Here is a 14,496-nt window from a genome sequence, read left to right on the forward strand (position 1 = left end):
GACGAAGCGCCCCCGCCCGAGAACCCGGTGGACCGGGTGTCGCTCCCCATGGGCGGGGACGCTATCAAGCCGTACGGCGGTGGCCGGAGGGGACTTAGAAGTCCTCGTCCAGGTCGACCGTGCCCTCGACCGCGACCTGGTAGGCCGACGGGCGGCGCTCGAAGAAGTTCGTCAGCTCCTGGACGCCCTGGAGCTCCATGAACGAGAACGGGTTCTGCGAGCCGTACACCGGCGGGAAGCCGAGGCGGACCAGGCGCTGGTCCGCGACGCACTCCAGGTACTCGCGCATCGACTCGGTGTTCATGCCCGGCAGGCCGTCACCGCACAGGTCGCGGCCGAACTGGAGCTCCGCCTCCACGGCCTCCTTCAGCATGTCGGTGACCTGCTGCTGGAGGGCGTCGTCGAAGAGCTCCGGCTCCTCCTTGCGAACCGTGTCCACGACCTCGAACGCGAAGTTCATGTGCATGGTCTCGTCGCGGAACACCCAGTTGGTGCCGGTGGCCAGGCCGTGCAGCAGGCCGCGCGAGCGGAACCAGTACACGTAGGCGAAGGCGCCGTAGAAGAACAGGCCCTCGATGCACGCCGCGAAGCAGATCAGGTTCAGCAGGAAGCGACGGCGGTCGGCCTGCGTCTCCAGCCGGTCCAGCTTCTCGACCTCGTTGATCCACTTGAAGCAGAACTGCGCCTTCTCGCGGATCGACGGGATCTCCTCGACGGCGTCGAAGGCGGCCGCGCGGTCGTCCGGGTCGGGCAGGTAGGTGTCGAGCAGCGTCAGATAGAACTGGACGTGCACGGCCTCCTCGAACAGCTGGCGCGACAGGTACAGGCGCGCCTCCGGGGAGTTGATGTGCTTGTAGAGCGTCAGCACCAGGTTGTTCGAGACGATCGAGTCGCCCGTCGCGAAGAACGCGACCAGACGGCCGATCATGTGCTGCTCGGCCGGCGTCAGCTTCGCCAGGTCGGCGACGTCCGAGTGGAGGTCGACTTCCTCGACGGTCCAGGTGTTCTTGATCGCGTCCCGGTAGCGCTCGTAGAAGTCCGGGTAGCGCATGGGGCGGAGCGTGAGCTCGAAGCCCGGGTCCAGGAGGTTCTTGTCGGTGGAGCTCATTACTGGCAGGCCTCGCAGGACTCGGGGTTCTCAAGGGAGCAGGCCAGGGCATCGGCGTCGACGGCCTGCGGGAGCGGGGTTGCGGCGGCCGGCACGGCGCTGCCGGAGGCGGCGCGGGCGATCTTCGTCGCCGGGCGCGAGCGCAGGTAGTACGTGGTCTTCAGGCCCTGCTTCCAGGCGTACGCGTACATCGAGCTGAGCTTGCCGATGGTGGGCGTCTCCAGGAACAGGTTCAGCGACTGCGCCTGGTCCAGGAACGGCGTACGGGCCGCCGCCATGTCGATCAGGCCGCGCTGCGGGATCTCCCACGCGGTGCGGTACAGCGCGCGCACCTCGGCCGGGATCCAGCCGAAGCCCTGGACGGAGCCGCTGGACTCGCGCAGCGCCTCACGGGTCTGCGCGTCCCACACGCCGAGCTTCTTCAGCTCGTCCACCAGGTAGGCGTTGACCTGGAGGAACTCACCGCTCAGCGTCTCGCGCTTGAAGAGGTTGGAGACCTGCGGCTCGATGCACTCGTACACGCCGGCGATCGAGGCGATCGTCGCCGTCGGGGCGATGGCGAGGAGCAGGGAGTTGCGCATGCCGGACTTCGCGATCCGGGCGCGCAGGGCGTCCCAGCGCTCGGGCCAGTTCAGCTCCACGTCGAAGTGGTCGGGGTGCAGGACGCCGCGGGCGGTGCGGGTCTGCTCCCAGGCCGGGAGGGGGCCGCTGCGCTCGGCGAGGTCGCAGGAGGCCTCGTACGCGGCCAGCATGATGCGCTCGGAGAGCTTGGTGGACAGGGCCTTCGCCTCGGGGGAGTCGAAGGGCATCTTCATCTTGAAGAAGACGTCCTGGAGGCCCATCGCGCCCAGGCCCACCGGCCGCCAGCGGGCGTTGGAGCGGCCCGCCTGCTCGGTCGGGTAGAAGTTGATGTCCACGACGCGGTCGAGGAAGGTGACCGCGGTGCGGACGGTCTCGTCCAGGCGCTCCCAGTCGATCTCGCGACCGTCCGCCGTGTCGATGACGAAGGCGCCCATGTTGACCGAGCCGAGGTTGCAGACGGCGGTCTCGCCGTCGTTGGTGACCTCGATGATCTCGGTGCAGAGGTTGGACGAGTGGACGACCGTACCCGGCTCGGCGGTCTGGTTCGCCGTGCGGTTGGAGGCGTCCTTGAACGTCATCCAGCCCTGGCCGGTCTGCGCGAGGGTGCGCATCATCCGGCCGTACAGGTCGCGGGCGGGCATGGTCTTGCGGGCGAGGCCGTCCGCCTCGGCCTTGCGGTAGGCGGCGTCGAACTCGTCGCCCCACAGGTCGACCAGCTCGGGCACGTCGGCCGGGGAGAACAGCGACCAGTCGGCGTCCGCGTTCACGCGGCGCATGAACTCGTCCGGCACCCAGTGCGCCAGGTTCAGGTTGTGCGTACGGCGCTGGTCCTCGCCGGTGTTGTCGCGGAGCTCCAGGAACTCCTCGATGTCCGCGTGCCAGGTCTCCAGGTACACGGCGGCGGCGCCCTTGCGGCGGCCGCCCTGGTTCACGGCGGCGACGGAGGCGTCGAGGGTCTTCAGGAACGGCACGATGCCGTTGGAGTGGCCGTTCGTGCCGCGGATCAGGGAACCGCGGGCCCGGATGCGCGAGTACGAGAGGCCGATGCCGCCGGCGTGCTTGGAGAGGCGCGCGACCTGGTGGTAGCGGTCGTAGATCGAGTCGAGCTCGTCCAGCGGGGAGTCCAGCAGGTAGCAGGAGGACATCTGCGGGTGCCGCGTGCCGGAGTTGAAGAGCGTGGGGGAGGACGGCAGGTAGTCGAGGCGGCTCATCAGCCGGTAGAGCGAGGCCACTTCCTCGACGGCCTGGACCGTGTCGTTCTCGGCGAGGCCGCAGGCCACGCGCAGCATGAAGTGCTGCGGGGTCTCGACGACCTGGCGGGTGATCGGGTGGCGCAGCAGGTAGCGGCTGTGCAGGGTGCGCAGGCCGAAGAAGCCGAAGCGGTCGTCGGCGCCCTCGGCCAGCGTGTGCTCGACCAGCGCGTCCAGGCGGCTCGCGTGCAGCGCCACGAACTCGGCGGTGCGGTCCGCGATCAGGCCCTCGCGGTGGCCGACCGCGACGGAGGCGGAGAAGGAGGTGGCCCCCTGGCCCGCGGCTTCCTCGGCGACCGCCAGCGTCAGCAGCCGGGCGGCGAGCCGGGAGTACGCCGGGTCCTCGGAGATCAGACCGGCGGCGGCCTCCGTGGCCAGAGCGCGCAGCTCGGCCTCGTCGGCGGCGGCGCTGCGTCCGCGGAGCGCGGCGGCGGCGACCCGGCCCGGGTCGGTGTCGGGGAGGTCGGCCGTCAGCTCGGTGAGGGTACGCAGCAGTGCGGCCCCAGGTCCCCCGGTCTCGATTCCGGTGTCGGACGGGTCGGACTCGGCGCGCGGTGCGGAAGGCGCGATGGTCACGGGGGGAGCTCTCCCTCGCTCGGCTCCGGGACACCTGCGGTGCGGGTTCGAGCGGGCGCGCGCGGGCATGACGAGGCAGCACCGCGCGGCGTCCACCGGCCCAACCGCGAGGCCCGGACGTATCGACACCCGGTTCGGTCGAGCCGGGCGCACTGTCGGCAGGTCATCGGACTTGCGGTGACACCAATGGGTGTACTTCATACCGTTGCGGGACAGTTCCGGATTCACACCGGATTCCCCTGCGGCGACAGCGAGGATGAGCATACATGTGGGGGCCGCGTCATGCGCGACCCCCTAGATGTTGTGTCGGCGTGGCTACAGTTCGAGACCGTACGTGAGCAGAGGGAGTCCGGGTACGGGCTCCCAGTCGCGCTCGGGCGTGCGGACGAAGCCGAGCCGTTCGTAGATCCGGTGGGCGCCGGTCATCTCCTCCGTGGTGGACAGCACGAGGCGCCGTACGCCCTCGATGGCCCGGGCCCGGTCGGCGCAGGCCCGCACCAGCGCCTCCCCGGCGCCGCGCCCGCGGCCCTCCCGGGCGACGGCCAGCATCCGGAACTCGGCCTCGCCGGCTCCCGCGATGTCGCACAGCGGGCTCCCGGGCGCGGCGAAGGCCACACCGCCGAGGAGCCGCCCGTCGCCCGTCGCGGCCACGAGTATCACCCCTTCGGCCGCCCGCCCGGCCACGTCGCGCAGCCGTACGAGGTACGGATCGTCCTCGCCGAACGTCAGCAGTCCGTCCCCGAGATAGGCGTGCGCGGTGATCTCCCCGAGCGTCCCGTACTCCGCCGCCAGCGCTTCCCTGATCACGATGTCCATGCGGTCGAGTGTGCCGGACGGGTGTCGGTGCCCGGCGCTATCGTCGGGGACAGCACCGTCGAAAAAGGCGAGCGAGGCATGACCGTGATGACAGACCGGCCCCACATGCTTACCGAGGACTTCGAAGCCGTGGCGCGCATAGCGGCCCGCGAGAGGGAGGGGACGCGGCTGGAGTTCATCGACGGGATCATCAGGAGCAAGGCCATGCCGGACGGCGACCACGGGATGATCATCCAGTGGCTCACGCGGATCTGCATGCAGCACCGCCCCGAGCTGTGGCTGCATTCTGGGCAGGGCATCAAGGCCCAGGAGTACCGGGCAGGTCGGGCGATTCCGGATGCGGTGCTCGCACCGGCCAAGGCGTTCGCCGGCCAGGGGGACTGGGTCGACCCCGATCCGATCCTCATGCCCGTCGAGGTGACCTCGTGGGACTCGGACACCCACCGGCGGGACCACGTCGAGAAGCCCCGGGCCTACGCGGAGACGGGCATCCCCGTCTACCTCCTGATCGACCGGGCCAAGTGCGAGATCTCCGTCTACAGCCAGCCCAACGGCCGGCGGTACGAGAACACCCGCATCGTGGCGTACGGCAAGGACCCTGAGCTCCCCGACCCCATCGGCATCACCCTCCAGACCGAGGTCCTCAAGGACTGGGTGCGCTGAGAACGCGCGAGGGCCCCGCCTGGTCGGCGGGGCCCTCGGGTGAGTCAGGGGCTCAGCAACAGCGGAAGCCCTCGCGGGGGTCCGCCTCGCGGGAGTCCGTACGGGCGCGTTCGAAGGCGCGGCGGGTCATGACCTCCGCGTCCGGGTCGTGCGTACGGGCGTGGGCCACGTAGCGGTCGTACGCCGCCTCGCCCGAGAACTCCCGTACGAAGAACCGCGCCTTCGCCAGCGCCGCGCGGACCCCGCTCACGCCACCGGCTCCTTCACGCGGCCACCGCCCGAGTCCAGGCCCGCGGCGGCGAGCTCCGCCCGCTCCTCGGGCGTCGCGATGAGCCCGGCCGGGGCGATGATCTTCGACTCGGTCCACGGGACCTCCGACAGCCTGACCGCCTCCGGGTTGCCGACGGCCTTGAGGCAGGTGCGCGCCGCGTCCAGCAGCACGATGACGATCAGGACCGCGAAGAGCGCCGACAGCACGCCGTCGACCGTGGCGTTCGTGACGATCGTGTGCATCTCGCCCATGTTCTTGGCGGGCGGCAGGACCTTCCCGGCGTCGATGCCGGTCTGGTACTTGTCGCGCTGCGCGAAGAAGCCGACCTTCACGTCGTCGGAGAACACCTTCTGGTAGCTCGCGGTCAGGGTGACGGCCACGTCCCAGGCCAGCGGGACCCCGGTCACCCAGGCCCACTTGAGCCGCCCGGACTTGACCAGCAGCGTGGTGCAGACGGCCAGGGCCACCGCGGCGAGCAGCTGGTTCGCGATCCCGAACAGCGGGAACAGCTGGTTGATGCCGCCCAGCGGGTCCTTGATGCCGACCCACAGGAAGTAGCCCCAGCCGCCCACGACGACCGCGCTCGCCAGCCACACGCCCGGCTTCCAGCTGACGTCCTTGAAGGACTTGTGCACGTTGCCGAGGGTGTCCTGGAGCATGAACCGGCCGACCCGGGTGCCCGCGTCGAGGGTGGTCAGGATGAACAGCGCCTCGAACATGATCGCGAAGTGGTACCAGAACGCCTTCATCCCGGCGCCGCCGACCACGGAGGAGAAGATCTCCGACATCCCGAGTGCGAAGGTCGGCGCGCCGCCCGTACGGGACAGCAGGCTGGCCTCCTCCACGTCCTTCGCGGCCTGCGCGAGGAACTCGGGCGAGATGGCGAAGCCGAAGTTCGTCACGGCCTGCGAGGCGGTCTCGACCGTGGTGCCGATGACACCGGCGGGGGAGTTGACGGCGAAGAACAGACCGGGCTCGATGATGCAGGCCGCGATGATCGCCATGACGGCGACGAAGGACTCGGTCAGCATCGCGCCGTAGCCGATGACCCGGACCTGGGTCTCCTTCTGGATCATCTTCGGGGTGGTGCCCGAGGAGACCAGCGCGTGGAACCCGGACAGGGCCCCGCAGGCGATGGTGATGAAGACGAACGGGAACATCGACCCGGCGAACACCGGCCCGTCCCCGCGGGCGGCGAAATCGGTGACCGCGGGCATCTTCAGCGTCGGCATCGCCACGACCACGCCGATGGCGAGCAGCGCGATGGTGCCCACCTTCATGAAGGTGGAGAGGTAGTCGCGGGGCGCGAGGAGCATCCACACCGGCAGCACCGAGGCGACGAACCCGTACGCCACCATCCACAGGACCAGCGTCTCCTTCTCCAGCGTGAAGGTGCTCGCCAGCGAGGAGTCGGCGACCCAGCCGCCCGCGACGATGGCGAGCAGCAGCAGCGCGACGCCGATGACGGAGATCTCGGTGACCCGGCCCGGGCGCAGCACGCGCAGGTAGAAGCCCATGAAGAGGGCGATCGGGATGGTCATGCCGATGGAGAAGACACCCCAGGGGGAGTGCGCCAGTGCGTTGACGATGACCAGGGCGAGCACGGCCAGCAGGATGATCATGATGGCGAACACGGCGACCAGCGCGGCGGCTCCGCCGACCGGGCCGATCTCGTCCCGGGCCATCTGGCCGAGCGAGCGCCCGTCGCGGCGGGTGGAGAAGAAGAGGGTGACCATGTCCTGGACGGCGCCCGCGAAGATGACGCCGGCGACGATCCAGATGGTGCCCGGCAGGTAGCCCATCTGCGCGGCGAGCACGGGGCCGACCAGCGGGCCGGCGCCGGCGACGGCGGCGAAGTGGTGGCCGAACAGCACGCGGCGGTCGGTGGGGTGGAAGTCGACACCGTTGTCAAGGCGTTCGGCGGGGGTGGCCCGCGTCTTGTCGGTCTTCAGGACCCGGTCGGCGATGAAGCGCGCGTAGAAGCGGTAGCCGATGGCGTACGAGCCCAGCGCGGCGGCGAGCAGCCAGGCGGCCGAGATCTCCTCGCCGCGCGAGAGGGCGAGGATGCCCCAGCCGAGGGCCCCGACGAGGGCGACGAGCACCCAGACGGCGACGGACTTCGGGTTCGTGCCTCCCGAGGTCCCTGGTGCGGAGGGCGAGTCCGCCGCCGTGCCCGGACTCGCCGCGTTCCGTTCTGTACCTGTTGCTTCCGGTTCCGGCATGATCCTCGTCCCCTCGTTGATCATCTGCGTAAGCGCAGGGAATCTACGGGGGCCCGCCCGGTGAACGTAAGCCCCCGTCCGTATAGCGGAACGAGAGTCAACTACGAATCAGACGGCGGGGCGCTGGAGTCGCGCCACGAACTTGTAACGATCGCCGCGGTACACCGATCGCACCCACTCCACGGGTTCACCGTCTGCGTCGAGCGAGTGGCGCGAGAGCATCAGCATCGGCAGGCCGACGTCGGTGCCCAGCAGGCCCGCTTCGCGCGGAGTGGCCAGGGAGGTCTCGATCGTCTCCTCGGCCTCCGCGAGCCGTACGTCGTACACCTCGGCCAGGGCGGTGTAGAGGGAGGTGTACTTGGCCAGCGACCGGCGCAGCGCCGGGAAGCGCTTGGCCGAGAGGTGGGTGGTCTCGATGGCCATCGGCTCGCCGCTCGCGAGGCGCAGCCGCTCGATGCGCAGCACCCGGCCGCCCGTGGCGATCTTGAGGAGCCCGGCCAGCGTGTCGTCGGCCGTCACGTAGCCGATGTCGAGGAGTTGGGAGGTGGGCTCCAGACCCTGGGCCCGCATGTCCTCCGTGTACGAGGACAGTTGGAGCGGCTGGGAGACCTTCGGTTTCGCGACAAAGGTGCCTTTGCCCTGAATGCGCTCCAGCCGGCCCTCGACGACGAGCTCCTGGAGAGCCTGGCGCACGGTGGTCCGGGAGGTGTCGAATTCGGCCGCGAGCGTACGCTCCGGCGGCACCGGCGTGCCCGGGGGCAGCGTTTCGGTCATGTCGAGCAAGTGCCGCTTGAGTCGGTAGTACTTGGGCACCCGCGCCGTGCGAGTGGCCGCCCCGCCTTCCGGCTCGGTGGTCGCCCCTTCGGTGGACATCGCCGCCCGCCTTCCCGACTCCAGTTTCGCTGCCGTCACCGGCTCCTCCGATATGTGCGGTCACATCGTGACACGGGTGGGAGGACAGGCCTCCTCCCTCCCCCAGGTGTCGGTCCGGTAACGGACCGATCACCCGCTCATTAGACCCTTGACACCCCTAAAGGTCTAGGCCAAGCTCCGGTTACTGGTCTAAACCAATATGGATCAGATCCCGGCCCCACGGGCAGTACTTGGTGCATGTCACCGCGGCGGGCGAGGGAAGTTGCAGGCAGCATCCCTGAGGAGGGTGGCGTGAAGCGCAAGCTCATCGCGGCGGTCAGTGTCGCGGGCATGATGGTCGGTGTCGCGGCGTGCGGCAACGGCGGCGACGACAAGGGGAAGACCGACGCGGGCGGCGCCAAGGAGATCACCGTCTGGGTGATGGACGGCTCCGCGCCCAAGGCCTGGATCGACGCGGTCAACGCCGAGTTCTCGGCCAAGCACCCGGGTGTCACCGTAAAGGTCGAAGAGCAGCAGTGGAAGGGCATCCAGGAGAAGGTCACCACCGCCCTCTCCGAGAACACCCCGCCGGACGTCCTCGAGCTCGGCAACACCCAGACCGCCGGCTACGCGGTCACCGGCGGCCTCGCCGACCTGACCAAGGACAAGGCCAAGCTGGGCTCCGACGCCTGGCAGAAGAGCATGCTCGCCTCGGCCGAGTACGACGGCAAGCTCTACTCCGCCCCCTGGTACGCGGCCAACCGCGTCGTCGTGTACGACAAGAAGGCCTTCGCCAAGGCCGGAGTCACCCCGCCGACCACCCGTGACGAGTGGATCGCCGGCCTCGACAAGCTGAAGGCCGCCGACCCTGCCTCGCAGCCCATCTACCTCCCCGGCCAGAGCTGGTACGTCCTCGCCGGCTTCATCTGGGACGAGGGCGGCGACCTCGCCGTCAAGGACGGCGACAAGTGGAAGGGCGGCCTCGGCACCCCCCAGGCCGCGTCCGCGATGGAGTTCTACAAGAAGCTCCAGGCGTACTCCACCGCCCCCAAGGACAAGGACGAGGCCACCCCGCAGCAGTCCACCGACGTCGTTCCCAAGGGCGGCGTCGCCTCCTGGATCGGTCTCGGCTGGGAGGCCGGCGGTGCGGAGAAGGCCCTGAAGGAAGCGGGCAAGGAAGCCGACTTCGGCTACTTCCCGATCCCGGGCAAGACCGCCGACAAGCCCGGCACCGTCTTCCTCGGCGGCTCGAACCTCGCCGTCGCCGAGCGCTCCAAGAACAAGGAGCTTGCCAAGGAGTGGCTGGCGCTGGCCGCCGGCAAGGACCAGATGACGAAGTACGCCGCCGAGACCAAGGGCGCGCTGCTCCCGAACCAGGCCGCCGCGAACTTCACCCCCGCCGCGGGCTCCTTCGCCGAGGCCATGGGCAAGGGCGGCGTCAACGGCCGCATCACCCCGGTCACCCCGGGCTGGGCGAACGTCGAGACCGAGCCCAACCCGCTCAAGGAGTTCATGACCAAGGTCCTGAAGGGTGAGGACGCCGCCAAGGCGGGCGCGGACGCGGACAAGGAAATCGCGAGCCGCATCAACAAGTAGCACGTAGCACCGGGGGTGCGGCCGGCGCCCACGCGCCCGCCGCACCCCCGGTCGCGCATTGACCGACCTGTGCGACGCCCGACCGCAGCCGAGGTAACCAAGACATGACCGTGCACTCCCAGGGAGCGGTGAGCGCTCCACAGGACGCACCACCGAAGTCCGCCGGAGGGCAGCAGACGCCGCCCCTCACCAAGGGGGCCGCTCCCTCGGCTCCGCGCCGGGGCAGAAAGCCGCTTCCCGCGGGCTGGCTGCCGTACCTCCTGATCGGGCCCGCGGTCCTCAGCCTGGCCACGCTGCTGCTGTACCCGCTGGCCAAGAACGTGATCCTGTCGTTCCAGAAGGTCGACAAGATCGAGTTCATCCAGCGGAAGGCACCCTTCAACGGGGTCGAGAACTACACCCAGCTGCTGGGCGACGCGCACTTCTGGACCGTCGTCGTACGCACCTTCGCCTTCACCGCGGCCAACGTCGCGCTGATCATGCTGATCGGCAGCCTCGTCGGCATCCTGCTGAACCGCCTCGGCACGTGGATGCGCCTGGTCCTGTCGATGGCGCTGGTGATGGCCTGGGCCATGCCGATCGTCGCCTCCGTCACCGTCTTCCAGTGGCTGTTCGACGAGCAGTTCGGCGTCATGAACTGGGTCATGCGCACCCTCGGCTTCTCCGGCTACGAGCAGCACAACTGGTTCGAGTCCGGCTTCTCCACCCTGGTGATCGTCACCGTCCTGGTGGTCTGGGGCTCCGTCCCCTTCGTCGCCCTCAACATGTACGCCGGCCTGACCACCGTCAGCGCCGAGCTGTACGAGGCCGCGCGGATGGACGGCGCGAACGGCTGGCAGACGTTCTGGCAGGTCGTCTTCCCGAACCTCAAGCCGTTCTTCACCGTCACCACGTTCCTCGAGGTGATCTGGGTCTTCAAGGCCTTCACCCAGGTGTACGCGATGAACCGCGGCGGCCCCGACCGCGCCTCCGAGACCCTGCCGGTCTTCGCCTTCGTCGAGGGCCAGAGCCAGGGCCACTACGCGCTCGCGGCAGCGATCTCCGTCCTGACGATCGTGATGCTCGTGGTCGTCATGTCCTTCTACTTCCGCCTGATCCTGAAGCAGGAGGAGGAGCAGTGAGCACCACCACCGCCCCGAAGCCCGCACCCGCCGCGCCGAAGCCCGCACAGCAGCTGCGCAAGCGCCGCCCGCTGCGCCCCGCCACAGTGGCGAAGAACCTGGGCGCGCTCGTCGTGGCCGTGGTCTTCGTCTTCCCGGTCTACTGGATGTTCTCCTCGGCCCTCAAGCCGTCCGGGCAGATCCTCTCCAAGGACCCCGTCTTCGTCTTCACCCCGACGCTGGACAACTTCACCAAGGCCACCGGCGTCGAGCTGTTCTGGACGTACGTGACGAACAGCCTGCTCGTCACCGTCGGCGCCGTCGCCCTGGCCCTGGTGGTGGCCCTCGCCGCGAGCTTCGCCATCGCCCGGATGAAGTTCAAGGGCCGCAAGGGCCTCGTACTCGGCGTGATGATGGCGCAGATGGCCCCCTGGGAGGTCATGGTCATCGCGATGTACATGATCGCCCGCGACGCCGAGATGCTGAACAGCCTCCCGCTGCTGACCGCGATCTACTTCGTGATGGTCCTGCCCTTCACCATCTGGACCCTGCGCGGCTTCATCGCCGCCGTCCCGGTGACGCTGGAGGAGGCCGCCCAGATCGACGGCTGCACCCGCGGCCAGGCCTTCCGCAAGGTGATCTTCCCGCTGCTGGCCCCCGGCCTGATGTCCACCTCGCTCTTCGGCTTCATCACCGCCTGGAACGAGTTCGCGATGGTCCTGATCCTCAACAAGGACAAGACCGCCCAGACCCTGCCCCTGTGGCTGACCCAGTTCCAGACCGCGTTCGGCAACGACTGGGGCGCCACCATGGCCGCGTCCTCGCTGTTCGCGGTCCCGGTCCTGGTGATCTTCGTCTTCCTCCAGCGCAAGGCCGTCGGCGGCATGACCGCCGGCGCCGTGAAGGGATAACGCCACATGACCGTCCTTGCGCACCGCGTCGACACGCTCACCCGCGACGCCCTCGCGGTCCTCCAGCCCGGCTTCGAGGGCACCACCGCCCCCGCGTGGCTGCTCCGCCAGGTCGGCGAAGGGCTCACCGCCGTCGGCCTGTTCGGCCGCAACATCGCCTCGCCCGAGCAGCTCGCCGCGCTCACCGCGCAGCTGCGCGCCGAGCGCGAAGACGTCCTCGTCGCCATCGACGAGGAGGGCGGCGACGTCACCCGCCTGGAGGTCCGGGGCGGTTCTTCCTTCCCCGGCAACCTGGCCCTCGGCGCCGTGGACGACACCGGCCTCACCCGGGACGTCGCCCGCGAGCTGGGCCGCCGCCTCGCCGAGTGCGGGGTCAACCTCAACTGGGCGCCGTCCGCCGACGTCAACTCCAACCCGGACAACCCGGTCATCGGCGTCCGGTCCTTCGGCGCCGACACCGGCCTCGCCGCCCGGCACACCGCCGCGTACGTCGAGGGCCTCCAGGCCGCCGGCGTCGCCGCGTGCACCAAGCACTTCCCGGGCCACGGCGACACCAACGTCGACTCGCACCACGCGCTGCCGCGCATCGACGTGGACCTGGACACGCTGGTGGCCCGCGAACTGGTCCCGTTCAAGGCGGCCATCGCGGCCGGCACCAAGGCCGTGATGAGCGCCCACATCCTGGTGCCCGCCCTGGACCCGACCCGCCCGGCCACGCTCAGCCCGCAGATCCTGACCGGGCTGCTGCGCAAGGAACTCGGCTACGAGGGCCTGATCGTCACCGACGGCATGGAGATGAACGCCATCGCCGGGACGTACGGCATCGAGCGCGGCTCGGTCCTCGCCATCGCGGCCGGCGCCGACGCGATCTGCGTCGGCGGCGGGCTCGCCGACGAGGCCACCGTGCTCCGGCTGCGCGACGCCCTGGTCGCGGCCGTACGGGAGGGCGCGCTCCCGGCGGAGCGGCTCGCCGACGCCGCCGCCCGGGTACGGGAGCTGGCCTCATGGACCCGGCAGGCCCGGGCCGCCGCCGCGCCGGGCGCGCCGCAGGAGGGGAGCGCGCCCGGCATCGGCCTGGCGGCGGCCCGCCGCGCGGTGGCCGTGACGGGCACCGCGGCGCCGGTGACGGTTCCCCTGTACGTCGCCACGCTCGCACCCGTCGCGAACATCGCGGTGGGCGACGAGACCCCGTGGGGCGTGGCCGCGGAACTGGCCGCGCTGGTACCGGGAACCGCGTCGGGGGTGTTCCCCGAGGGGGCCACGGCCGCCGACGTGCTCGCGGCGGCGGGGGAGCGCACCGTCGTGCTGGTGGTCCGCGACGCGCACCGGCACCCGTGGATGGCCGCGGCCCTGGAGGCACTGGTCGAGGCCCGCCCGGAGGCCGTCGTGGTCGAGATGGGCGTACCGCGGGCCGAGCCCCGCGGGGCGCTGTACATCGCGACGCACGGTGCCTCGCGGGTCTGCGGCAGGGCGGCGGCGGAGCTGATCGCCGGGGCCTGACCAGCCCCGGAGCTCCCGGTCCGCCTTGTGCCGTGCCCCCAGGACACCCTGTCCCGGGGGCACGGGCACACCCGGGCCCGTACGGGCTCCGTGCGGTTCGCGGGGTCTGTGGGGGCCCCGGCAGCCGTACGGACGCGCAAGGGCCGGGCCCCCTCGGGGGAGCCCGGCCCTTCGTACGCGTGGGAGGGTGCCGCCTAAAGCCCCTGCCACGCGGGCTTGTCGGCGTAGGTGTGGCGGAAGTAGTCCGCCAGCTTCAGCTTCGACGCCGCGGCCTCGTCCACGACGACCGTGGCGTGCCGGTGCAGTTGCAGCGCGGAGGCCGGGACCAGCGCGGACAGCGGGCCCTCGACGGTCTGTGCGACGGCCTCGGCCTTGCCCTCGCCGGTCGCGAGCAGCACCAGGTGGCGGGCGTCGAGGATCGTGCCGATGCCCTGCGTGATGACGTGGTGCGGTACCTGGCCCATGTCGTTGTCGAAGAAACGCGCGTTGTCGACCCGCGTCTGCTGCGTCAGCGTCTTGATCCGGGTGCGCGACGCCAGCGAAGAGCACGGCTCGTTGAAGCCGATGTGCCCGTCCGTGCCGATGCCCAGCAGCTGGAGGTCCACCCCGCCCGCCTCGGCCAGCGCGCGGTCGTACGCCTCGCACGCGGCCACGATGTCCTCGGCGGAGCCGTCCGGCCCCATGAACGCGGCCTCCGACAGGCCCAGCGGCTCCACGACCTCGCGCAGTACGACCGCGCGGTAGGACTCCGGGTGCCCGGCCGGCAGGCCGACGTACTCGTCGAGCTGGCAGATCCGCGCCTGGGAGGCGTCGACGGCACCGGCCTTGACCTTCGCGGCCAGGGCCTCGTAGACGGGCAGCGGGGTAGAGCCGGTCGCCACGCCGAGCAGGGCGTCGGGCTTGCGGCGGACCAGGGCGGCCATGGCCTCCGCGATGAGCTCGCCGCCTGCCTTGGCGTCCGGGACGATGACAACTTCCACGCGGGGCCTGCCGATCTGGAGTGAGGACGGTGGTATAGACCAATCTAGCAGAGGTGGGCCGCCTCCGGC

At 70.3% G+C, this 14,496-nt stretch carries 12 protein-coding genes and 1 riboswitch; of the genes, 5 read left to right on the forward strand and 7 right to left on the reverse strand.

Annotated features, from left to right (window positions below; all coding sequences use genetic code 11):
• Positions 1-94 precede the first annotated feature (94 nt).
• The 3 genes from IF02_RS0102925 to IF02_RS0102935 form a co-directional block, all read right to left on the reverse strand.
• The gene (locus IF02_RS0102925) at positions 95-1,108 is read right to left on the reverse strand and encodes a ribonucleotide-diphosphate reductase subunit beta (RefSeq protein ID WP_030153568.1); all 1,014 of its coding nucleotides are present in this window, start codon (positions 1,106-1,108) and stop codon (positions 95-97) included.
• On the reverse strand, positions 1,108-3,516 hold the full coding sequence (locus IF02_RS0102930) for a ribonucleoside-diphosphate reductase subunit alpha (protein ID WP_030153570.1): 2,409 nt from the start codon (positions 3,514-3,516) through the stop codon (positions 1,108-1,110). Before IF02_RS0102930 ends, IF02_RS0102925 begins: the two co-directional genes overlap by 1 nt.
• A gap of 161 nt (positions 3,517-3,677) precedes the next feature.
• Positions 3,678-3,755, reverse strand: a riboswitch (cobalamin riboswitch).
• A 76-nt stretch (positions 3,756-3,831) separates the two neighbouring features.
• Positions 3,832-4,332 (reverse strand): GNAT family N-acetyltransferase, encoded by a 501-nt coding sequence (locus tag IF02_RS0102935; protein WP_030153572.1) that lies wholly within the window; start codon positions 4,330-4,332, stop codon positions 3,832-3,834.
• Between the two features lie 78 nt (positions 4,333-4,410).
• Here IF02_RS0102935 and IF02_RS0102940 point away from each other — a divergent pair, with 78 nt between their 5' ends.
• On the forward strand, positions 4,411-4,995 hold the full coding sequence (locus IF02_RS0102940) for a Uma2 family endonuclease (RefSeq protein ID WP_030153573.1): 585 nt from the start codon (positions 4,411-4,413) through the stop codon (positions 4,993-4,995).
• A 52-nt stretch (positions 4,996-5,047) separates the two neighbouring features.
• Here the strand turns inward: IF02_RS0102940 and IF02_RS0102945 are convergent, their stop codons facing one another.
• The 3 genes from IF02_RS0102945 to IF02_RS0102955 form a co-directional block, all read right to left on the reverse strand.
• The gene (locus IF02_RS0102945) at positions 5,048-5,245 is read right to left on the reverse strand and encodes a YbdD/YjiX family protein (RefSeq protein ID WP_030153574.1); all 198 of its coding nucleotides are present in this window, start codon (positions 5,243-5,245) and stop codon (positions 5,048-5,050) included.
• Positions 5,242-7,488 carry a carbon starvation CstA family protein gene (locus IF02_RS0102950; RefSeq protein ID WP_234318068.1) on the reverse strand — a complete coding sequence of 749 codons (2,247 nt, stop codon included), beginning with the start codon at positions 7,486-7,488 and terminating at the stop codon, positions 5,242-5,244. The genes IF02_RS0102945 and IF02_RS0102950 overlap by 4 nt, the downstream gene beginning before the upstream one ends.
• 108 nt (positions 7,489-7,596) lie before the next feature.
• The gene (locus IF02_RS0102955) at positions 7,597-8,361 is read right to left on the reverse strand and encodes a GntR family transcriptional regulator (protein ID WP_030153577.1); all 765 of its coding nucleotides are present in this window, start codon (positions 8,359-8,361) and stop codon (positions 7,597-7,599) included.
• A 291-nt stretch (positions 8,362-8,652) separates the two neighbouring features.
• Between IF02_RS0102955 and IF02_RS0102960 the strand changes: the two genes are divergently transcribed.
• From IF02_RS0102960 to IF02_RS0102975, 4 genes are all read left to right on the forward strand, one after another.
• Complete coding sequence (locus IF02_RS0102960; RefSeq protein WP_030153579.1) at positions 8,653-9,936, forward strand: extracellular solute-binding protein; 1,284 nt, start codon at positions 8,653-8,655, stop codon at positions 9,934-9,936.
• A 104-nt stretch (positions 9,937-10,040) separates the two neighbouring features.
• Positions 10,041-11,057 (forward strand): carbohydrate ABC transporter permease, encoded by a 1,017-nt coding sequence (locus IF02_RS0102965; RefSeq protein WP_030153581.1) that lies wholly within the window; start codon positions 10,041-10,043, stop codon positions 11,055-11,057.
• A 53-nt stretch (positions 11,058-11,110) separates the two neighbouring features.
• Positions 11,111-11,947, forward strand: a complete 837-nt coding sequence (locus tag IF02_RS0102970; RefSeq protein ID WP_199809168.1) for a carbohydrate ABC transporter permease — start codon at positions 11,111-11,113, stop codon at positions 11,945-11,947.
• Between the two features lie 6 nt (positions 11,948-11,953).
• Positions 11,954-13,447 (forward strand): glycoside hydrolase family 3 protein, encoded by a 1,494-nt coding sequence (locus IF02_RS0102975; protein ID WP_030153584.1) that lies wholly within the window; start codon positions 11,954-11,956, stop codon positions 13,445-13,447.
• Between the two features lie 194 nt (positions 13,448-13,641).
• On the opposite strand, the gene nagB is transcribed toward IF02_RS0102975, so the two are convergent.
• The gene (nagB, locus tag IF02_RS0102980; protein ID WP_030153586.1) at positions 13,642-14,427 is read right to left on the reverse strand and encodes a glucosamine-6-phosphate deaminase; all 786 of its coding nucleotides are present in this window, start codon (positions 14,425-14,427) and stop codon (positions 13,642-13,644) included.
• Positions 14,428-14,496 lie beyond the last annotated feature (69 nt).

Origin of the sequence: Streptomyces sp. NRRL S-244, assembly GCF_000717915.1 — a bacterium.
Lineage (GTDB): Bacteria > Actinomycetota > Actinomycetes > Streptomycetales > Streptomycetaceae > Streptomyces.